This is a genomic window from Streptomyces sp. NPDC001135, from assembly GCF_053598395.1.
In genome coordinates this window covers 45,549-64,975 of sequence record NZ_JBSFKD010000037.1, presented here as the reverse complement: position 1 = coordinate 64,975, position 19,427 = coordinate 45,549, and the positions used below count along the sequence as shown (strand labels likewise).

Genomic DNA, 19,427 nt, shown 5'->3' with positions numbered 1-19,427 from the left:
CGTCTTTCAGATCCGCTGTGGACTTCCCAATCCTCCTGGCAGAACCGGGCTTCGCTCACCATGTCCCGTCAGCTCGGCCGGAACCCGCGCGTGGGTCCGCCGCGGCCATCAGCTGGCATGCAGGTTCCGGCTTACCAACGTTCAGGACCCCGCGCGCTTCCGACCAGGACCACTTCAAGGCCGTGAACGACGACTTCGGGCACCCGGCCGGGGACGCCGTCCTCACGGCGACCGCCGCGCGGCTCGCCGCGTGGGCGGGCCCGCGCGTCTGCGTCGGCCGTCTCGGAGGCGATGAGTTCGCCGTCGTCCTAGAGCTGCCCGCCGCGCGCATGGAGCAGCGTTTCGCGCAGCTGGTCCGCATGCTGCGCACCCCCGTCGTTCTCGAGGACGGCCGCACCCTCGTCGTGGCCGCCTCGGTCGGCGCCGCGATCCCGCGCACGGTTGGCTCCCGCGACCTGACCGCGCTGCAGCGGGCCGCCGACGCGGCCCTGACCATTTCCATAAACTATGAATATAAAAATGCTATGCTTCGAGCATGAGTCGTCAAGACACCGCTCCTGGCGCGTCCGCCGCCATCGGGGCAGCCCTCTACAGCCTGGCCACCAGGGCCGTGAGACGCCTGCCCCGGGACATGAGCCTGACGTCCGCCGCCACCCTGGCCACCCTCGACCGGACCGGCCCGCGGCGCATCACCGATCTGGCCGCAGTCGAGGGCGTCACCCAGCCCGCGATGACCGCCCTGGTCCGGGTGATGGAGGAGTCCGGCCTGGTCGAGCGGCGGGGCGACACGTCCGACAAGCGGGTCACGCTGGTGTGCCTGACCGAGGCCGGCGCCTCCTATGTCCGGACACGGCGCCAGGCGGGCGTCCACGCGTTCGAGCGGTTGATCGGCGAGCTCACCAGCGACGAGGTCGAGGCGCTGGTGGCGGCCCTTCCGGCGCTGAAGCATCTGGCAGAGCTCGAAAGCCAGGACCGCGAAGGGCCGAAGCAGTGACCGGGCAGCCGGTCGGCGGGGTCGCGGCGAAGGCGTTCCCGGTGGGGCGTTCCGAGGCGCGGCTGCTGGTCCCCGCCCTGATGTTCATCGCTCTGGTCGTGGCGGCGGTCGCCAGCCTCGGGACGCCGCTCATCACCAGCGTGGCGACCTCGTTCCACGTCTCGCTCGGCAGCGCGCAGTGGACGCTGACCGTCGCGCTGCTCAGCGGCGCCGTCGCCACCCCGGTCCTGGGCCGGCTCGGAGCCGGCCCGCACCGGCGGGCCACGATCCTCGCCACGCTGGCGGTCGTCGTCGCCGGCAGCGCGCTCACCGTGCTGCCGCTGCCGTTCGCGTGGCTGCTGGCCGGCAGGGCGGCCCAGGGCGTCGGGCTCGGGCTGACGGCGCTGATGATGGGCGTGGCCCGGGACCACCTCCCCGAGGAGCGCAGCGCGGCCGTGATCGCCCTGATCTCGGTGGTCTCGATCATCGGGGCCGGCGTCGGCTACCCGCTGGCCGCACTGCTCGCCGAGCTCGGCGGGGTACGGGCCGCCTACGGCCTCGGCCTGGTCGTCACCGCCGTCGCCCTCCTGACCGCGTGGCGCTCCATGCCCGAAGCCCCCGAAGGCCGCTCCGCCCACGTGGACGTGGCAGGCGCGGTCGTCCTGGCCGCTGCGCTGCTCCTGGTGCTGCTCCTCGCCGGCGAACGGAATCTGTGGAGCCGGCACCTCGCCGTGGCGGCGGGCCTCGCCGTCGTCGCGGTGGTGCTGCTCTGCGTCTGGGCCGTGATCGAGCGGCGCAGCACTGCGCCCCTGGTCGATGTGCGGGCGGTGCGGCACCCGGCGGTCGCCGGGGCGAACCTCGCCATGTTCGTCGGCGGGATCGGCATGTACCTCCTGCTCACGCTCATCACCCGGTACGCGCAGACGCCGCACGGCGCCGGCTACGGCTTCGGACTGACGACCTTCGTCGCCGGGCTGGTCCTCATCCCGTTCTCGGTGCTGGGGTTCGTCGCCGGCAAGCTCACGCCGCGGGTCCGGACGCGGATCGCCGACCCCCTGCTCCTGGCCGGCAGCGCCGTCGTGGTCGGCGGCGGGTTCGCCCTGTTCGCGGCGGCCCGGTCGGACCTGGCCGAACTGTTCGCCGCGATGGGCGTGCTCGGCTTCGGCGTCGGCGGCTTCTCGGCCGCGATGCCCGGCGTCATCCTGGCCGTCACCCCCACGAGCGAGACGTCGAGCGCCATGAGCTTCCACTACGTCGTCCGCAGCGTCGGGTACTCCCTGGGCAGCGCCATCGGCGGCCTGATCCTCGCCGCGGGCACCGGCCCCGGCCACCTCTTCCCCGACGACAGCGCCTACACCACCGCGGCGCTGGTCGGCATCGGCGCCGTGGCGATCACGACACTGACAAGCCTCGCTCTCGCCCGCCGACGCTCGTCCGAGACCAACCCGTAGCTCGCGCCAACAGGCGATGTGGGGAGCCTCTGCAGCAAGGCGGGCACCGGCCCCGATGAACATGGAGTCGTGACACTCTGTGACCACTGGAGAGACTGAGCCCGTCCCGCCGTCACGGCCGTCAGCCCCCCGCCTTGGGCCGCCAACCGGAGGCCCAATCATCGAGCGGCGCGAGAGATTCTCGAAGGGTCCTGCCCTGTTCAGTGAGCAGGTACCCCTCGCCGGCGTTCTCGACCAGGTCGGCCTGTCCAAGCTCGCGAAGCCTGTCTGCCAAGACGCTTGATGACACGCCGCCACATCGTTGCTGGAGCTGGCGGAAGGTCGGAGATGAGCCGTCCCGTAGCTCCCACAGGACTCGCAGCGCCCAGCGTCGGCCCAAGAGGTCCAGGAGCGCCATGATCGGGCGCCCCGTGTGCGAGCCGCGGACCCGGCGGCCTGGGAGTGGTGTTGGTCGTGTCATCTGCTTCCCTTTCCGAAGCGTCAATGTTAACGTCCCGCTATGCCTCTGAAATCGAAGCAGCCTCGCATCGAGCCGCTCTCGCCGCCCTATGGCGAGGGAGCCAGCGAGGCCCTTGACCTCCTCGGGCATTCCCCCATCCAGCTGTTCCGGGTGTGGGCCCGCCGGCCCGAGCTCGCCCGCTCCATCGCGGGCTGGGAAAGCTACTACTTCTCTCGGCGCTCCGCTCTCACTCTGCGCCAGCGCGAGCTGGTCATCGACCGGACCACCGCGCTGTGTGGCGCCGACTACGAGTGGGCTGTGCACGTCGCGGGCTTCGCCGAGAAGGTGGGACTCGACGCGGCGCAGCTCGCGTCCCTCGCGAAGGGAAGGCCGACGGACGACTGCTGGCACACCGCCGATCGTGCCGTGCTCAAAGCGGTCGACGAGCTCCATGCGACCTTTGACCTCTCCGACGACACCTGGGCGAACCTGGTCGCTGTCACCGATGAAGATGCCGCACTCGATCTGGTCTTGATGTGCGGTTGGTACCACGCCATCTCGTTCGCCGTCAGGGCGCTCCGCCTGCCCCTTGAACCCGGCACCGAGCCGATCTCCGCACACTGATCTAAGTCACATGCACTCATCCCAACACTGGAGGTTCCATGCCCCAGGGCTACCGGGTCAGTGTCTACCGCACCATTTCCGACTCTGAGAAGCTGGCTGCTTACAACAAGCTGGCCCGTTCGACCGTCGAGGCCGGGGGCGGTCGGACCCTCGTCCGTGGCGGTCGGGTCGTGGCGTATGACGCCGGAATCGCCGAGCGCACCGTCCTGGTCGAGTTCGACAGCTTCGAGCAGGCCGTCGCGGCGCGCGAGAGTGCGGCCTACCAGGAGGCGCTGGTCGCCCTCTCCGACGGCGTCGAGCGCGACTTCCGCATCGTCGAAGGCATCGACTGACCGAGGCCCAGTCGGAGCTTCACTGAAGGCTCACAGAGCTCCAAGAGGCTCGACTCGCCGAGGTGCTGTGCAACGGCAGCTACACCCTCACCCCGCTCGGCCACGACGCCCGCGAGGCCCTGCGTTCGGTCACCGAGTGGTCGCAGCGGTGGGCTGCCGAGCTTGCCGACGCCCCGCCCACTGCCGCCGAGGGAGTCGGCGACGGCCGGCGCAACCGGTTCTGACAGCGGTCCGCGCGCGGGACACCTCAGATTTTCGGCCCGTAACCACAGGACTGGAAACCACGGACCATGACAGAGTTCCCCTCACAGGCGGCGCGAACCGCCGTCGCCGCTGCCCTGGCCGAGGATGAGTCGGGCCAGGACATCACCACCGCGTGGAGCGTTCCCGAAGGCCTGGCGGCCGTGGCCGAGATCCGCGCCCGGCAATGCGGCATCGCCAGCGGTCTTCCCGTGGTCGCCGAGGTCTTCGCCCAGGTCGACCCCAAGGTCACAGTGGAAGCGCTCGTCCCCGACGGCGCAAGGCTGACCGGCGACGATGTCCTGGTGCGCCTGTCCGGCTCGGCGCGCAGCCTGATCACCGGGGAGCGTACGGCGCTGAACTTCCTGCAGCGCATGTGCGGCATCGCGACGCTCACCGACCGCTACGTCCAGGCCGTGGCCGGGACCGAGGCGCGCATCCTGGACACCCGCAAGACGGCGCCGGGCCTGCGCGCCCTGGACAAGTACACGCTGACCGTCGGCGGCGGCCGCAACCACCGGCTCAACCTCGCGGCGATGGTGCTGCTCAAGGAGAACCACATCGCCGCGGCAGGCGGCGTGACCACCGCGATCGACGCGGTCCGGCGCGGGATGGCGCGCACCGGGCAGAAGGTGGAGACCGATGTCGAGGTGCAGACCCTTGCGCAGGCCGTTGAGGCCCTCGATGCCGGGGCCCGCTGGATCATGCTCGACAACATGCCGGTGGCCGACATCGAAATGGTCGTGAAAATCCGGGCCGAGCGTGCCGACGCCTCCCGGATCCTGCTAGAGGTCTCGGGCACCGTCCGTCTGGACAGCGTCCGCGCCATCGGGGAGACGGGAGTCGACCTCATCTCGGTCGGCGCGTTGACGCACAGGGCGCCCGCGCTGGACCTGACGATGCTGCTGACGACCGACCCGGTGCCATGCCCGAGGTAGTGGTCATCGACGCGTGTCAGCGGCAGGGCCGGGGCGGCAGCCCGACCGCTGTTCTCGACGAAGCGTCGTTCACCGACGAGCAGCGATGCCGCATTCCCGGGGAACTGGGCACTTCGCACGCCGTCTTCATCCGTGCCACCGGAGTTGAGCGCGGCCGTCCCTCGTACGCGCTCCGGTTCTTCACCGCCGAAGGCGAACTGCCTGCCTGCGGCCACGGCACCGTCGCGGCCCTGGCGCTGCTCGCCATACGCGAAGGCGGCAGCGACCACCACGCCGTGCTGTGTACGAGGAGCCGCAGCTTCGAAGGCTGGGCCATCCGAAACCGCGACAGCGTGACAGCGTCGTTCGACCCGGGCCCGGTGAGCCTGCGCGTCGCCCAGGCACCCGAGCTAAGGGCGGTCACAGCCGGCCTCGGCCTGGCTGACGAAGCCGTCGTCGGCAACGCCTGCGTGGCATCGAATGGGCGGCCGAGGCTTCTCCTGCCAGTCCGATCGCGCGCCGCGTTGGCCGACCTCTCCCCAGACTTCGCCCTGCTACGTGCCGCCTGCGACCGCTACGGCCTGTTGGGCTGCTACGCCTACTCGATCCCGGACCGGCACGGCCAGGCAGCCGCTCGGATGTTCGCCCCGTCGATCGGCGTCCCCGAGGACATCGCCAACGCCAACAGCACAGCCTGCCTGGCCGCGCACATGGCCCGATTTGGCACGGATCGCCTCACTGTCGACATGGGCGATCTCCTCGGCAACCCATCCACCATCACGGCAACCATCGACAACACCCACCTGGAACACCCAGTCCGAGTTGGGGGCCAGGCAACTCTCGCACGAACAGTCGTGCGGCAAGCTTGACGTTTGCCGTCCATCTAGTTCGTCCTTCCTGACAGCGGCTCGCCGCGGCGACTTCGAGGAGTTGCTGCGGGTACTCGATCCCGAGGTGAAACTGACCGTCGGCACCCCGTCCGGCGTGGTCGTCACCCTCGGCGCCACCAAGGTCGCAGCCGGCGCGCAACTGTCCCACAGCGCAGCAAGGCAGGGGCGGCCGGTGCTCGTCAACGGCCTTCCGGGGACCAGTTCTTGGCGCGAGCACGGCACCCCGCTCTCGGGCCTTGCGTTCACCGTTGTCGACGGCCGGATCACCGACATCACGGTCGTGATCGACCCCGCCAAGCTCACGCTGATGGACCTGCCGAAACCAGCGTGAGTCCCTGCCGAGACAGTCGCCGCCAAGCGGCATCATCAGGGCAACGGCCGTTCGCTGCGGAGCCTGCGGAGCCTGCGGATCTCACCGTGTAACTCTCGCCCAGGCGTCATGATGTGGTCGCTGCACTGGCGGAACCAGGACGTCAGCTGGGTCACATCCTGCGCCTTCCCGTCATCCGGCAACTCGCCCAAGGCCTCTACCTGGTTGGTGGCACGAGACCGTCACCGCATACCCGGACCGTGGGAGCACACATGCACGATCTAGACGAGAGACGCGAGGGCGCCGTCGCCGCGCTGGAGAACCTGCTGAGCTCCGAACCGGGCGACTGGAGGCGGATCGCCCCCGAGGTGGTCGACGGCATCGGTGCCCGACGCCTGCAGGAGATCATTGAGGCCACACGAGAGCGCATCGGTTCCTTCACCCACGTCTCCGACAGTCCCGACGGACTGCTCATCCACGGCACCGACGCAAGCGTCCTCGCCTGGGCACTGCCCGGCTCCGACGGCGCTCTCAAGGCGCTGAGCATCGACCGGGAGGTCCACCAGCCCTCCCGCTCCCAGCAATGGACGCGGTGGAGGCCACTGTTCGCGCTGGCCACTCTCAGCGCGCTGGCCGTCTGGCTGCTGTGGGAGGCGGCGACCGCCTCCTCGGTCACCGCCTGGGCCCAGGTGTGTGCCGCCGCTTTGATCGTGTGGCTGACCCTGGAGGCATTCACCGCTCCGGCGACCCTCCCACGGTGGACCGCATACCCGATACGAGCGCTGAGTGCCACTACGGTCCTCACGTCCTGGCGCCTGGTCCACCTGCCGCAAGGCCAAGACACCGTCACACCGGTGATCCTCCTGTGCGTGCTCGGGTACCTGGCCTGGTCGACGTACCGGACCCGTTCGCATCAGTGGGGCACGCCGCTGTCGGCACCGCTGCGCTGGCCTTTCGAAGACGGCGCCTGGTGTGTCTTCCAGGGAGGCGGCAAGGCGACCAACCACCACGCGTCGATTCCCGAACAGCGCGGGGCGGTGGACCTCGTGGGGGTGGCCGGCCCCCTCCTGCCCTCCCGGTCCCTGCACGCCTACCGCTGCTACGGGCGCAAGGTCTACGCCCCCTGCGGCGGACAAGTGGTCTCGGCCGCCAATCGGATCGAGGAGCAGACTCCGGGGCACATCCGGTACGCGCCGCTTTACGGCAACCACGTCATCATCGACACCGGGCGGGAACGCGTCCTACTGGCCCACCTGCGTCCCGGTACCGTCACCGTCACCACCGGTGACAAGGTTCTGCCCGGCGACCTCCTGGGGGAGGTGGGCAACTCGGGAAACACCACGGAGCCGCACCTCCACCTGCACGCCGAACGCGGCGGTATCGGCCTGGATCTGCGCTTCGAAGGGATCCGGGGAAGCCTCCACCGTGGACGTGTCATACGCCCCCGCAGCTGACCGCCTCCCCTCCCCCTCCACACACTCCCCCCTCGGTGCACGTCCCGCCGGCGCGCCGAGGGTGGTTCTACGCAACCTGCCTGGAAACCGGATCTCATGAGGCATCGCATACGCCAGTTGACGACCGCTGCGACCATGGCCGTCCTGTGTACGACGGCAACAGCCCGCCCTGCTACCGCCGACACTCCGGCGCGGCACCTGCCGCCCGGATCGCACCCCGCGTACGCCACGCCACAGGCGGACGCCGGGCCGGTTCCGGTGCCCGTTCCCATGCCGCACGCTCACCGGAGCCCGACGGGCTCCCTTCCGGCCGCCCGGACCAGGATGTCCCGCGTGGAGCCCATCCCGTACTTGTCGACGTCACTGGACAGTTCGGCCACGTTCAGCAGGAGCTGCCGGATGTCGACACCGGCGTCCCGTGCCTGCCCGCACAGATCGTTCAGGGCGACCATCATGTCCGTGTGTCGCGGCCCTGATCCTCGACGGACATCTCCAGCAGTCGCTGCCGGAAGCCCTCGGGTGTGGGCTCCAAGGGCAGCACCGTGGCCCAGCAGAACGAGTGACACCGCTCCAGGAGCGCACGCAGGGCGCTCCGCACGGCCTCATCGCCCTCCTCGTAGCGGGACAGCACGCCGCGCAGCGCCGCCTCGGCCTCGGGACGGATCCCCGCCTCGTCCAGCGGACGCGGGCCCTCCTGCATCTTCCGCCGTCAGGGTCGGTGACATCCACCGGCCTCGTCGCGATGGGCTCGATGCAGGCATCGATCACTGCGACCCATTCCTCGAGCTCCGCCAGTTCGCGCATGGCGTCCCTTCCCCGTCCGAGTCTCGCTGGCATGCCGCGGCCCCGTGCTCCACGGCGAGAGGACAGAGCCGTAGGAGCATAGGACGCCACGGCCGCGGCCCGCAGACGGACCCTCTCGCCGACGCCCGGCTCGACCTTTACCTCTTGCAGCATGACCTGGACTCCTGGGAGCAGGAACTGTCCAGCCTGGGCCCAGGACGGGACGGCCAGCATCGACGGAGACCGCGGCCTGAGCCTCGACATCCACGTACACGAAGACGACTGGCTCTCGATCCAGGTCAGCGACCCGGACCGCGTTACGACGATCCTGGGAACCCGACCCCAGGGAGACCGGCTCGCGGAGCACCGCGAACGCCTGGAACAGGTCCGGCAGACCTGGCCCCGCGAAGTCATCGAGACGACCCCAGGAACCTACGAGTGGAGCCCCAATCGCAAGCGATGACAGACGGGGACCCGATTCGAGAAGCGCACCTGTCCGAGCCCGGCCTGCTCGTCATCGACGTGGCGGGCCGTGACGATGCCACCGTCTTTGCCTTCCAGACCGCGATCGCCCGCCTGTGGGCACCTCGACCGCCGAGCACACCACCCGGGACCTCGGCCAGCCCGGTGTCCGGCTGCGGATGTACACCGATCTGCGGCAGGTCATCAAGGAGGGCGCCCCGACGGAGCCGGAGTCGACGGCCACGTAGAAAGGCGTGGTCCGACACCACGGCACCACCACCAGTGGGTGAGCGAAGCCCCGGAGGTGCTGTCGTCCCCGCACCCGCGGGGATGGTCTCGTCCTCCCGGTCAGGGCCCGGCCGCCGGCTGCCCTGCTCCCCGCCCCCGCCTGCGGCACCGGCTGCTCTCGCCGTCCCACTCGGGGTCCACCGCCTGGTCCAGGTGCACCCGCAGCCCCGGTCCTTGAACTGGATGTCCACGACGGAGCCGACTGGCGCACCGCCGGGTCGAGCGAAGTCGAAGCGGGCCTGCTCGCCCCGCTCACGGATCCAAGTGACGGCTGCGGACTTCATGTACAGATGGTCGGCGCTGGCCACACCTCGGGCACGGCGCCGGCAGATGTGGGGCTGGCCGTCCGGGTCCCGGGTGGTGGGCAGAGTGGCAGGCCCGATCGGTGTAGAGCTTCGTGGTCAACTGGCCGCCGCAGCCGCCCAGCAGCAGACCGCACCAGAACGTGTCGTCCGTATGGGGACGACGGAAAGCGTCCGGCTCGATCGCCTCCAACGGCAGCATCAGCGGCACCTCCGAGTCCGCACTGCCCAGCACCGCCGTCTGAATCTGCCGCCTGTCGTCCTGCAAGAAATCCCCGCCCTTCGCCCCCAACTCCTCATGCCACCAGCACAATTAGCGTTCCAGACCACAACAGCCGAACCCGCAGCGCCGTGGACAGAGCGCCGCTGCACTTCGCCGTACGGCCGCCACCGTCGTTCTCCGGCCTGCCCCATCGCAACCCGTGGCACGACCCGGGCCAGGTCTGCGCTGGACATCTCGCAGCCGCTCATGCCTACCCCCCACGGGGCGTAGCCGAGGTTCAGGTGCCCGAGGCCGGCCAGGCGGACCCCGGGGAGGGCGTCGAGAAGGTCGGCCTGGGCGGCGCGGATCGCGGCCTGAGGACAGGCGCCAAGAGTGCGGCGGGTCGTCACGACGATCACCGTACGGACAGCCAGACAACGATCGCCCGCTCTCGCAAAGGAGATTACTTTCTGACGAGTGCGGCGTCCGCCGCCACCATCACGATGGCTCGCACCTGGTCGATGATGTCCAGCCGGTTGCGCACGAACTCCGGATCGGTGACCGTTCCGGTCGCGGGGTCGGTGTTGCCGACGCCGAACTGCAGGACTGGGGTGTGCACATGGCCGCCGGGAAGCGTGTCATGCAGGCCCAGCCGGTCCCGGAGCAGCGTGGCCCGGTAGGCGATCTCGTTGGAGAGGTAGTTGCCGCCGCCCCCGGCGCGGGCCGTGGAGCCGGGGGTTGGGCCGTCCGGTCGTACGACGGGATCGGTGCCGCCCGCCGGGATCTCGGTCACCTCCGTGTGGTCGTACACCGGGAACCGGCCCGTGTGTGCGGCCACGATGGCGGTGTAGGGCAGTGTCGTGGTCGTCCACTGCGGTTGGCTGGCCGGATCCGTGACCGGGACAGTCTCCGTCCGAGAGACGTTGTCGTTGTCCGGGAAGCCGCCTCGCCAGGCCCCGTTGGTGCGCTCGATGTCGAACCGGCCGGCCCGGCCCTGGCTCACGGTCGTGAACAGGTCCACCTTCGGCAGGTACGGCCGCAGCGTCCGCTCCACCCTGCCATCGGCGAAGTCCTGCCAGCGCACAGGAAACACGACAGTCTCGATCCGCGCGGGCCCCTCCGCGGTCTCGACGACCGTACCGTCGAGCGCGAGCGCGGTCGCCCCGGACGGGTTGGAGATACGGATGTCCCGGTCGAGGGTGAAGGGATCGAACCCGGTGAGCAGGATGCGCTTCACGTGCGCATGCCCGGGGTACCGGATGTCGGTCTGCCCGCGCGAGGTCCGCTCCAACTGATCCAGCAAGGTGTCCCGCTGGGCGTCCGTGATTGCAAACTCCGGCTCCCAGGTGCGCAACTCCCGTGTCATCCCCAACCGGGCCCAGTACAGGGGCCGGTCGTCGTCCCGGCTGAGATCACCGCCCGCCAGCCCCTGCCCCTGCCCCTGCGCCCGCGCCACGGCCCGCCGCCACAGCGCGGACCCGTCCCGTACGACGATCCGCCGGGCTTGTGTGAAAGAGTGGGTGCTGGCCAGCTCACTTGCGAACTCCGGTGCCGCGTCGTCGAATCCGGAGCGCCGGAGGATCTCCTGCGGTACGGCCCTGTCGAGCCGCAGTTCCTCGACGGTGGGCGAAGGTGTCGTCGGAACGGCAGTGGCCGCCGTGGGCACGGACAGGCCGGTGAACAGGGCAACCCCAAGGATGCCAAGTCGAACACGTATGCATTTCAAGGCGGTTCGAGTCCTTCCATCGCCGTGGGACACGTTGTGCGGCGGGCACCGGAAGTATCCCGTGGCGCAAGTGGTCTACGCCACGGTTCAGGCGATCTTCCCGGCCTCCGTATGCAACCCCCGCCGCGGGAACCTTGAAACTCGCACCGGAACCCCCTGCCGCTGAGCGAGGGATCGGCTGCGCTGGCCCGGGTGGTTACCGGACGGGCCAGCGGTAAGAAGATCGTGCTCACCCCTGAGTAGCCGACGACCTGAGCAGGAACATCCCGCCCCGGCGCACCCGCCCGCATCGCGATCTGGGAGGCGCTGCACGGGTCACCAGTTGTCCGGTGAACAGGCGCCGGGCCGGTGCCTCCACCGCTCAGTCGCCCGCCTGAGCGCCTCTCGCTCAAGACAGCCCCTCATAAGGGCGGCGATCAATGATCTTCGCGTGTCCCGGCACGGTTCAACCCCATCGCCGGACCGGTCGTCTCGGATTCCTGCCCCTGCCCCGTGGTGTGGCACGGGCGGGTATTGGCATGATGGGGTCTACCACGCCAGTGAGACTCACCTTCAGGTGACCTGCGGCGTCGTACGCGAAAGGGCCCCCCGCCGGCAAGCTGTGAGGGCCCCTTGCCTCATGCGGTGTGTCGGTTCCTGGCTACCACTGCCAGGAACCGGCCGCCCACCAGGGGATGATCCCGGCAAGCTTGAACGTCCAGTACACGGCCACCAGCTCTACGACGCCCGCGACCTGGGGAGGTGTGCTGCTAGTTGTCCTGGCGCTTGATCCACGACAGCGGAGCCGCGCTGCCGGGTGCCTGGATCATGACGCGTGCCGGGATGAGGACCGTCTTCTGCTTCCGCTCGCCGTTGGCGGGGCTGAAGTCGAGCTTGTAGACGATGTACCCGAGGTACTGGCCGGCGTTGGCGCGTGACTCGATCCGCCCCAGCACGCCGTCCGGAATGGAGACATTGCGGCTCTGGTCCACCGTGTTCGTCCATTTGTTGGTGGTGGTGGTCGACTGGCTGTAGCTGAAGTTGGCCTCCCTGCCGGACCCGCCGCTGGCCGGCCCGGCGGTTATCTCCATTTGTGAGGAGATGTTTCCGCCGATGGACCAGCCCGTGGTCCTGCTGGTGTCCTGGCCGACCATGGCCGAGGTCTTGTAGGAGAAATCCGCCTTGCCCATCTGCGGGTCCGTGCTGTTCATCCTCGGGTACGGCGTCTCAAGGCGGCCGACGAAGCCGCAGGGCTGCGGCTCGCCGCCGGGGTTGTGGCTGGGCTGGCCGCACATCGACTTGGCGTCCCAGTTGTCCAGCCACGGTTCCTTGTCATCGCTGCTGCTCTTGCGGATGTCGGGACCCTCGGTGGTGACGCCCGATGTGGGGTTGAACCGGTCTCCCAGCTGGTTCGGGACGTCCGCGAGCGCCTGATCGTGCGGGTAAGCCTTCTCGACGTCTTCGAGCTTGACCTCCTGCGAGTCCTGTCCCTGAGCCGGGTAGCCCTTGATGGCTTCCGACTGGTTCAGGCGGTTCTGGCTCTGGTTGAGGTAGTTGATGACGTCCTGTTCGGTCCTGAGGAAGGTGTTGCCGTCCTCGGCATGGGCCGGGGTGGGGGAGCCGACCAGGGACGTGCCGGTGAGGAAGGCGGTGGCGAGGGCACCCGCCACCAGGCTGCCCTTCCGCGGCCCGCGACGAGCAGGGGTGGTGCACAGCGTGGACACGTGAATCTCCTTGGCTTGTCGGGAACTTTCCGGGAACTGCTCCGGCATCGACCGCTGGTCGGCCGCGCCGCATTCAGAGGGCTTTTTTGGGGAGATTTCGTCGGCTGGTGCCGTCCCTTGGTCAACTCGCCTGGATCGAGCGCAGCATGTTCAGGCGGGCGGCTCTGCGGGCCGGCCAGATGGCTGCCAGGACGCCGATCATCAGGGCCAGTCCCAGGAAGGTGCCCAGCCTGTCCCACGGCAGGACGGTCTCGTATTCGTGTATCGAGGTCGCGGTCAGGCCGCCTGCGGCCCAAGCCAGGAAGATGCCCGTACCGATGCCGAGGACCGCGCCGAACAGTGAGATGACCACGGACTCCAGCCGGACCATCTGCCGGATGCCGGAGCGGTCGAGGCCGATGGCGCGCAGCATGCCGATCTCGCGGGTGCGTTCGAAGACCGACATGGCGAGGGTGTTGACGACGCCGAGGATCGCGATGACGACGGCCATGCCGAGCAGTCCGTACATCATGCTGAGGACCGTGGTGACGTTCTCGTTGTTGTCCTTGACGAGCTGCTCTTGTGTGCGGACCTTCAGCAGCGGGCTGTCGCCGAGTGCGGCGCGGATCTTGCGCTCAAGGCCTGCGGCTTTGCCAGGCTCGGCCTTGACCAGCAGGTTGTCGAACTGCTTCGCCACCGAGTACGGGAGCACATCGGCGCGGGTGCCCAAGGCATCGTCGACGGCGCGGGTCTTGGCGTAGATGCCGACGACCGTCAGCTTCCGCTTCACGGCCTTGCCGCCGTCCATGGCGCCGCCCATCCCGGCGTCGAGGGTGGCGCCTAGCTGGAGGCCGGCTCGCTTGGCGAACTCGTCGGAGACCGCGATCCTCCCAGGGCCGATGTTGTGCAGCGAGCCGGCGTGGAAGTCGAGCCGTGCGACCTTGCCGAACGCGTTCGGGTCGGTGCCGGTGATGACGGCGTATTCACCGTGCACGTGGAGCTGCGCCGTGGTGACGGGGGCGTCCGCGGTGACCCCGGGTACCTGGGCGATCTTGTCGGCGGCGTCCGCGTCGAGCCCGCGGCCGGTGTTGTAGTTGACCTTGTAGTCGGCGGTCAGGCCCTGGGTGGCCTCCTTGGCCATGGCGTCCTGGGCGGAGTGGGCGCCGACGGTCAGACCGGTGATCAGGGCGAGCCCGATCATCAGGGCGGATGCGGTGGCAGCGGTGCGACGCGGGTTGCGTAGCGCGTTCTCCTTGGCCAGCTTGCCGCTGACGCCGAAGAAGCGGGTGGTGACCTTGCCCGCCAGCGCGATCAGTGGTCGGGAGAGCAGCGGGGCCAGCACGATCACGCCACCGAGGGTCAGTACACCGCCGAGCATCGCGGCCATCAGGTTCGACTCGTTGGTGCCCTTGAGCATGGAGACGTACAGCATCACCAGCACCCCGGCCCCGGTGAGCAGGGTGCCGAGCACGTTGTGGACCTTCAGGGCGCGGGCGGGCGGGGCCTGGTCGACGCTGCTGAGCGCCGCCACGGGGGCGATCTTCGCGGCTCTGCGGGACGGCAGCCAGGCCGCCAGAACGGTAATGACGACGCCCACCGCGAGCGAGGCCAATGGGGCCGCGGGCGTGATGACCAGCGGTCCGTCGGGCAGCCCGGCGCCCGTCGAGTTGAGCAGTGGGCGCATGGCGGTGGCGATGCCGAGGCCGAGCGCGAATCCGCCGACGGAGGCTCCGAGGCCGAGCAGACCCGCCTCGATGAGGACGGAGCGGACGACCTGGCGGTGCGAGGCGCCCACGGCCCGCAGAAGCGCGATCTCCCGACTGCGCTGGGTGATCAGCATGGTGAAGGTGTTGGCGATGAGGAACACGCCGACGAACAGCGCGATGCCTGCGAAGACCAGCAGCGTCTTGGTCAGGTATCCGGTGTTCCTGGCGATCTGTGTGGACTGCTCGGCGGCCAGCTCGGCGCCGCTGGTGGCCCGGGCACCCTCCTTCGGGAGCAGCGCCTGGACCTGGTCGGCCAGCGCGTACTCGTCGGTCCCCGGGCGGGCGGCGACCGCGATCTCGTCGAACTGGCCGGAGTGGTGGAACAGCTTCTGCGCGGTCCCGGTGTCGAAGAGCGTCAGGGTGCCTCCCCCAGAGGGGGTACCCCCAGCGGTGACCTGGGGGTCGTCGGTGGTGACGATGCCGACCAGTTTCTTGGTCAGGGCGGGTCCGTCGGTGGCGAAGCGGACCATGTCACCGATCCGGTAGCCGGCCTTCGCTGCGCTGCCGGCATCGAGGGCCAGCTCACCTGCGGCGGCGGGGCCGCGGCCTTCCTTGATCGGGTAGTGGCTGTCCCTGCCGTCTTTGCCAGGCTGGTAGTTGGTGGCGAGATTCTGCCCGTTGGTGTCGGCGTTGACCGGGCGGCCGTCCTTGCCGGCCAGGGTTGCCCAGCCGTGGACAGTGGGGCGCACCGAGGCGACGCCGGGCAGCGCGCGGATCTTCCGCGCCAGCGCGGCATCGAGGACGGTGGCTGACGTGCCCTCCGGACCGGCTGCCGTGTCGGTGGCGGTGGCGTCCTCTGCCCGCACGGAAACGGCCACACCCTTGAGGCTCTGGGCCGAGGCGTTGCGGAAGGCGTTCGCCGTGGTGTCGGCGAAGACAAGGGTGCCGGAGACGAAGGCGACGCCGAGCAGGACCGCGAGCGCGGTCATGATCAATCGGGCTTTGTGCGCAAGGACGTTGCGCAGGGCGGTACGCAGCATGGTGGTCGGTTCAGTCCTGGGTGCGAGGTGGCAGAGCGCGGATGCGGAAGGCGAGGGAGATCCCTGGTACGGGGCGGTGAGCGGCCACGGGCGGCTTCAGCTCGGCCGCGCCTTGGCGTCGAAGAGCCGCATCCGGTCCAGCACGGTCTCGGGGGTGGGCGCGGACAGCTCGTCGGTGACGCGTCCGTCGGCGAGGAAGACCACCCGGTCCGCGTAGGAAGCGGCAACCGGGTCGTGGGTGACCATTACCACCGTCTGTCCCAACTCCCGTACAGAGTCCCGCAGAAAGCCCAGGACCTCCGCGCCGGAACGGGAGTCGAGGTTGCCGGTCGGCTCGTCCGCGAAGATGATTTCCGGGCGCCCGGCCAGTGCCCGGGCTACGGCGACGCGCTGCTGCTGGCCACCGGACAGCTGCGACGGACGGTGCCGCAACCGGCCGGCCAGGCCGACCGTCCCCACGATCAGCTCCAACCACTCCCGGTCGGGCTTGTGGCCGGCGATGTCCAAGGGCAGCGTGATGTTCTCCAGGGCATCCAGCGTGGGCAGCAGGTTGAACGACTGGAAGACGAAGCCGATCTTCTCCCGCCGCAGCCTGGTCAGTTGGCGGTCCTTCAGCCCGGACAGCTCGGTGTCACCGATTCGGGCCGATCCGGCGGAGATGGTGTCCAGCCCCGCCATGCAGTGCATCAACGTCGACTTGCCCGAGCCGGACGGGCCCATGATCGCGGTGAACCGGCCGCGCCCGAACTCCACCGTCACCGAGTCGAGGGCGACGACGCGGGTCTCGTCCTCGCCGTAGACCTTGGTCAGGCCCATCGCGCGGGCGGCGACGGAGGGGGCGCGGAGGCCGGGTGCGGCCGTGGCATGCTGCGGCATTAGTGCTCCTGGAAGGGGTGCGAAACTCCAGACCATCGTGGCCGCGGCACACCGTCGAATCCGTCGCCCTCAGGTCGCGAATACGCCCCTGCCAACAGGGCAGAACCACCGCTGCTGCCTCGCCCTGACGGACCACGGCCCCTCTACCGACAGACAGAGCCGCCTGCTCCACCCCACGGCAGGGCAGGCGGCCCCTGCCAGGTGCTTCAGCCCATGAGCCCGGCCTGGTGCGCCAGCAGCCCCGCCTGCACCCGGCCGCCGCATCCCGTCTTCTCCAGGATCGACCGGACGTGGGTCTTGACCGTCCCCACACCGATGCCGAGCCGCCTGCCGATCTCCGGGTTCGAGAGCCCGTCCCCCAGCATGACCAGTACCTCCCGCTCCCGGCCGGTCAGCCCTGCCACCCGGCTCTCCGGAGCAGCGACCCCGCCGCCGCTCAGCATCCGCTGGATGACGGCCCCGGTGACACGGGGCGAGAGCACCGCATCCCCCGCGGCCGCCGCTCTCACCGCGCGGATCAACTCCTGCGAACCCTCGTCCTTCAGCAGGAAGCCGGTGGCACCCGCCCGCAGGGCCCGGGTGACGTTCTCGTCGTCGCCGAAGGTGGTGAGCATGACCACCTGTGGCCTGGGATCGAGGGCGACCAGCGGTTCGATGGCCGCGAGCCCGTCGAGGACGGGCATGCGGATGTCGAGGAGTACCACATCCGGCCGGTGCTCAGCCGTCAGCCGGACGGCCTCGGCGCCGTTGACCGCCTCGCCCACCACGTCGATGTCGTCGACGTGCCGGAGGATCAGCCGGATGGCGTGCCGGATCATCTCCTCGTCGTCGGCGAGCAGCACCCGGATCGTGGAACCCGCCGCGGAGCCCGCCGAGTTGGCCTGGTCAGTCATGTGTCCTTCTCCCCTGCGGCGGTTCGGTCACCTTCTCCGTGACCATCGGAACGGTGAATCGGTCGATCGCGATCAGGGTGTCGGCCCGGAAGCAGTAGCGGACGATTTCCAGCCGCCCGCCCTTGGACCGCTTGTCCACATACGGATACAGGCAGTCCGTGGCGGACACCGGCCGCGCCGGCTCACGCCCGGCGGCGGCCGCGCGCACTGTGTCGGAGTCAAAGGACACGGCCCGCTCCACCCGCTCCCGCGACATCCCCACCCGTGGCTGTTCGTTGCTCCGAGGGTGGGCACCGAGCTGTGCATTGTGCACCAGAACAAGTCCGTACAGCATCATCACACCCACCCCCGCCAGGCCGACCAGCCCGATGACGGCACCGCCGAGGCGTCGCTGGAGGGCGGTCAGCCCTCGGCCGGGCTCCTCGACGGCGTCGCCCGGCTCCTCCTCATACGGCTCGGCCGTCGGCGGCTCCGCACCGGGCCCGCGCTCGGCAGGGATGTCGGCGGTCACGGCGAAGCCGCCACCAGGCGTCCGCCCCGCCTCCAGTTCACCGCCGAGCAAGGCCACCCGCTCCCGCAGCCCGGGCAGCCCCCGCCCGGTGCCGAGGCCGGTCACGGCGGCCGGCGGAACTGGCGGCACGCCGTTGCGCACCCGCACCTCCACCCGCTCGTCGGCGTGGCGGACGGACACGGTCACGTGGGCTCCGACCGCGTACCGGTGGACATTGGTCAGCGACTCGCGCACCACCCGGTGCACCGCCCGCCGCACGCGGACCGGCCGCGCGTCGAGATCCGGTCCCTCCCAGCACAGCTCGACAGGGATGCCACCGCCGCGCGACTCCTCGACCAGCGCCTCGATGTCCGCGCGCGTACCCGTCGCGTCCGTCAGCGCCTCAGCGCCGGTGTCCTGCCCCACCGGGCCCAGGACCCCCAGCACCTCACGCAACTCCCGCATCGCCTCGCGGGCGGCACGGCCCACCACAGTCGCCTCGTCCCGCAGCCCGGGCGCCTCCTTGCGCAGCGCCAGCTCCAGCCCGTCCGAGTACAGCGAGACCACACTCAGCCGGTGCCCGACCAGATCGTGCATCTCCGCGGCGATCCGCGACCGCTCGCGCACCCGCGCCTCGCTGTCCGCCAGCCGCCGCGCCTCCTCCGCGGCGGCCGTACGCTCCCGCAACGCCCGCAACAGCCGGTCCTGCTGCCCAGCAGCAGTGCCCACCAGCCCGGGCATCACGACCGTGGTCACTGCGAGCACCGCACCCAGCGCCAGACCGAAAACCCAGCTGCCCGCCTCCACCAGTGAGGCGGACACCGCACACGTCACCATCGCCACACCGGCCGCCCCGAGCAGCAGCCCCACCCGCCGCGGCGGCTCGCACTGCCGGGCCGCGGTGTAGGCCGCCACCGCGGTCAGCAACGCCGCCGCAGGCGCCATCCCCATCAGCGCCGCAAGCCCGACCACACCGACCACCGGAAAACGGCGCCGCACCAGCACCAACGCGATTCCGACGACCGCCAGGGCCGGGACCCGCCCCGCCAGTCTGGTCTCGATCCACGACTCACCCAGATAGGTGAGCAGCACCACTACGGCGGCCAGGACCGTCTCAGCCCCCGCCCGCCACAGCTGCCACCCCCGTTCGCCGGGCCCCGCGAAGGGGCTGCGGACCAGGCGTTTCTCGATGGCTGGTGGTGCGCTGGACAACATGACGTCGATTATCGGCGGCTCCGAAGGGGGATCCCCTGCACCTCACGGAGGACCCGCCTCTACCAACAGATAGAGACCCTCTCTTGGGACAGAGCAGCCCGGCCACAGCGGCATCTGCCCGCCTCACACCCC

20 protein-coding genes and 1 pseudogene are annotated in these 19,427 nt (G+C 69.9%); 12 read left to right on the top strand and 9 right to left on the bottom strand.

From position 1 onward, the window contains the following. Positions 1-17: 17 nt before the first annotated feature. From ACWC94_RS34245 to ACWC94_RS34235, 3 genes are all read left to right on the top strand, one after another. Positions 18-539: a diguanylate cyclase domain-containing protein gene (locus ACWC94_RS34245; protein WP_450801189.1), complete on the top strand. Its 522-nt coding sequence runs from the start codon at positions 18-20 to the stop codon at positions 537-539. 92 nt (positions 540-631) lie between these two features. Further along, positions 632-994 (top strand): MarR family winged helix-turn-helix transcriptional regulator, encoded by a 363-nt coding sequence (locus ACWC94_RS34240; RefSeq protein ID WP_450801212.1) that lies wholly within the window; start codon positions 632-634, stop codon positions 992-994. Then, complete coding sequence (locus ACWC94_RS34235; protein ID WP_450801188.1) at positions 991-2,424, top strand: MFS transporter; 1,434 nt, start codon at positions 991-993, stop codon at positions 2,422-2,424. Before ACWC94_RS34240 ends, ACWC94_RS34235 begins: the two co-directional genes overlap by 4 nt. Before the next feature lie 121 nt (positions 2,425-2,545). Here the strand turns inward: ACWC94_RS34235 and ACWC94_RS34230 are convergent, their stop codons facing one another. After that, the gene (locus ACWC94_RS34230) at positions 2,546-2,821 is read right to left on the bottom strand and encodes a winged helix-turn-helix transcriptional regulator (protein ID WP_450801187.1); all 276 of its coding nucleotides are present in this window, start codon (positions 2,819-2,821) and stop codon (positions 2,546-2,548) included. A gap of 102 nt (positions 2,822-2,923) precedes the next feature. Here ACWC94_RS34230 and ACWC94_RS34225 point away from each other — a divergent pair, with 102 nt between their 5' ends. The 7 genes from ACWC94_RS34225 (at position 2,924) to ACWC94_RS34195 (ending at position 7,630) form a co-directional block, all read left to right on the top strand. Beyond that, complete coding sequence (locus ACWC94_RS34225; protein WP_450801186.1) at positions 2,924-3,487, top strand: carboxymuconolactone decarboxylase family protein; 564 nt, start codon at positions 2,924-2,926, stop codon at positions 3,485-3,487. Between the two features lie 38 nt (positions 3,488-3,525). Next, positions 3,526-3,819 carry a DUF1330 domain-containing protein gene (locus ACWC94_RS34220; RefSeq protein ID WP_450801185.1) on the top strand — a complete coding sequence of 98 codons (294 nt, stop codon included), beginning with the start codon at positions 3,526-3,528 and terminating at the stop codon, positions 3,817-3,819. Between the two features lie 62 nt (positions 3,820-3,881). Then, positions 3,882-4,043 (top strand): hypothetical protein, encoded by a 162-nt coding sequence (locus ACWC94_RS34215; protein WP_450801184.1) that lies wholly within the window; start codon positions 3,882-3,884, stop codon positions 4,041-4,043. Between the two features lie 66 nt (positions 4,044-4,109). Next, entirely contained in the window at positions 4,110-4,997 is an 888-nt protein-coding gene (gene nadC / locus ACWC94_RS34210; protein ID WP_450801183.1) for a carboxylating nicotinate-nucleotide diphosphorylase, read from the top strand. Further along, the gene (locus ACWC94_RS34205) at positions 4,985-5,845 is read left to right on the top strand and encodes a PhzF family phenazine biosynthesis protein (protein ID WP_450801182.1); all 861 of its coding nucleotides are present in this window, start codon (positions 4,985-4,987) and stop codon (positions 5,843-5,845) included. The genes nadC and ACWC94_RS34205 overlap by 13 nt, the downstream gene beginning before the upstream one ends. A gap of 85 nt (positions 5,846-5,930) precedes the next feature. Further along, a complete protein-coding gene (locus ACWC94_RS34200) occupies positions 5,931-6,197 on the top strand; it encodes a hypothetical protein (protein ID WP_450801181.1) in 267 nt (88 codons plus the stop codon). A gap of 251 nt (positions 6,198-6,448) precedes the next feature. Continuing rightward, positions 6,449-7,630, top strand: coding sequence for a M23 family metallopeptidase (locus ACWC94_RS34195; RefSeq protein WP_450801180.1), 1,182 nt, complete (start codon positions 6,449-6,451; stop codon positions 7,628-7,630). 281 nt (positions 7,631-7,911) lie between these two features. On the opposite strand, the gene ACWC94_RS34190 is transcribed toward ACWC94_RS34195, so the two are convergent. Together ACWC94_RS34190 and ACWC94_RS34185 are read right to left on the bottom strand one after the other, a co-directional pair. Beyond that, positions 7,912-8,082 (bottom strand): hypothetical protein, encoded by a 171-nt coding sequence (locus tag ACWC94_RS34190; protein ID WP_450801179.1) that lies wholly within the window; start codon positions 8,080-8,082, stop codon positions 7,912-7,914. Continuing rightward, a complete protein-coding gene (locus tag ACWC94_RS34185; protein ID WP_450801178.1) occupies positions 8,082-8,330 on the bottom strand; it encodes a hypothetical protein in 249 nt (82 codons plus the stop codon). Before ACWC94_RS34185 ends, ACWC94_RS34190 begins: the two co-directional genes overlap by 1 nt. Before the next feature lie 255 nt (positions 8,331-8,585). On the opposite strand from ACWC94_RS34185, the gene ACWC94_RS34180 reads away from it, so the two are divergent. Continuing rightward, complete coding sequence (locus tag ACWC94_RS34180) at positions 8,586-8,876, top strand: DUF5959 family protein (protein WP_450801177.1); 291 nt, start codon at positions 8,586-8,588, stop codon at positions 8,874-8,876. Next, positions 8,873-9,123 (top strand): annotated as a pseudogene (locus tag ACWC94_RS34175) (DUF6207 family protein). The gene ACWC94_RS34180 and the pseudogene ACWC94_RS34175 overlap by 4 nt, the downstream one beginning before the upstream one ends. A gap of 1,007 nt (positions 9,124-10,130) precedes the next feature. Here the strand turns inward: ACWC94_RS34175 and ACWC94_RS34170 are convergent. The 6 genes from ACWC94_RS34170 to ACWC94_RS34145 all read right to left on the bottom strand — a co-directional run bounded on the left by ACWC94_RS34170 (position 10,131) and on the right by ACWC94_RS34145 (position 19,295). Further along, positions 10,131-11,393 (bottom strand): pyroglutamyl peptidase, encoded by a 1,263-nt coding sequence (locus ACWC94_RS34170; protein ID WP_450801176.1) that lies wholly within the window; start codon positions 11,391-11,393, stop codon positions 10,131-10,133. Between the two features lie 749 nt (positions 11,394-12,142). Beyond that, positions 12,143-13,096: a hypothetical protein gene (locus tag ACWC94_RS34165; protein WP_450801175.1), complete on the bottom strand. Its 954-nt coding sequence runs from the start codon at positions 13,094-13,096 to the stop codon at positions 12,143-12,145. Between the two features lie 121 nt (positions 13,097-13,217). Then, positions 13,218-15,821 (bottom strand): ABC transporter permease, encoded by a 2,604-nt coding sequence (locus ACWC94_RS34160; RefSeq protein ID WP_450801174.1) that lies wholly within the window; start codon positions 15,819-15,821, stop codon positions 13,218-13,220. Positions 15,822-15,917: 96 nt separating this feature from the next. Beyond that, entirely contained in the window at positions 15,918-16,697 is a 780-nt protein-coding gene (locus ACWC94_RS34155; RefSeq protein WP_450801173.1) for an ABC transporter ATP-binding protein, read from the bottom strand. 206 nt (positions 16,698-16,903) lie between these two features. Further along, positions 16,904-17,590, bottom strand: a complete 687-nt coding sequence (locus ACWC94_RS34150) for a response regulator (protein ID WP_450801172.1) — start codon at positions 17,588-17,590, stop codon at positions 16,904-16,906. After that, the gene (locus ACWC94_RS34145; RefSeq protein ID WP_450801171.1) at positions 17,583-19,295 is read right to left on the bottom strand and encodes a sensor histidine kinase; all 1,713 of its coding nucleotides are present in this window, start codon (positions 19,293-19,295) and stop codon (positions 17,583-17,585) included. The genes ACWC94_RS34150 and ACWC94_RS34145 overlap by 8 nt, the downstream gene beginning before the upstream one ends. Positions 19,296-19,427 lie beyond the last annotated feature (132 nt).

Coding starts and splice junctions, on each gene's coding strand:
- ACWC94_RS34240 (WP_450801212.1), top strand. CDS start 632: ATGAGCCTGACGTCCGCCGCCACCCTGGCCACCCTCGACCGGACCGGC.
- ACWC94_RS34230 (WP_450801187.1), bottom strand. CDS start 2,821: ATGGCGCTCCTGGACCTCTTGGGCCGACGCTGGGCGCTGCGAGTCCTG.
- ACWC94_RS34225 (WP_450801186.1), top strand. CDS start 2,924: ATGCCTCTGAAATCGAAGCAGCCTCGCATCGAGCCGCTCTCGCCGCCC.
- ACWC94_RS34220 (WP_450801185.1), top strand. CDS start 3,526: ATGCCCCAGGGCTACCGGGTCAGTGTCTACCGCACCATTTCCGACTCT.
- nadC (WP_450801183.1), top strand. CDS start 4,110: ATGACAGAGTTCCCCTCACAGGCGGCGCGAACCGCCGTCGCCGCTGCC.
- ACWC94_RS34205 (WP_450801182.1), top strand. CDS start 4,985: ATGCCCGAGGTAGTGGTCATCGACGCGTGTCAGCGGCAGGGCCGGGGC.
- ACWC94_RS34195 (WP_450801180.1), top strand. CDS start 6,449: ATGCACGATCTAGACGAGAGACGCGAGGGCGCCGTCGCCGCGCTGGAG.
- ACWC94_RS34190 (WP_450801179.1), bottom strand. CDS start 8,082: ATGGTCGCCCTGAACGATCTGTGCGGGCAGGCACGGGACGCCGGTGTC.
- ACWC94_RS34185 (WP_450801178.1), bottom strand. CDS start 8,330: ATGCAGGAGGGCCCGCGTCCGCTGGACGAGGCGGGGATCCGTCCCGAG.
- ACWC94_RS34180 (WP_450801177.1), top strand. CDS start 8,586: ATGACCTGGACTCCTGGGAGCAGGAACTGTCCAGCCTGGGCCCAGGAC.
- ACWC94_RS34160 (WP_450801174.1), bottom strand. CDS start 15,821: ATGCTGCGTACCGCCCTGCGCAACGTCCTTGCGCACAAAGCCCGATTG.
- ACWC94_RS34155 (WP_450801173.1), bottom strand. CDS start 16,697: ATGCCGCAGCATGCCACGGCCGCACCCGGCCTCCGCGCCCCCTCCGTC.
- ACWC94_RS34150 (WP_450801172.1), bottom strand. CDS start 17,590: ATGACTGACCAGGCCAACTCGGCGGGCTCCGCGGCGGGTTCCACGATC.
- ACWC94_RS34145 (WP_450801171.1), bottom strand. CDS start 19,295: ATGTTGTCCAGCGCACCACCAGCCATCGAGAAACGCCTGGTCCGCAGC.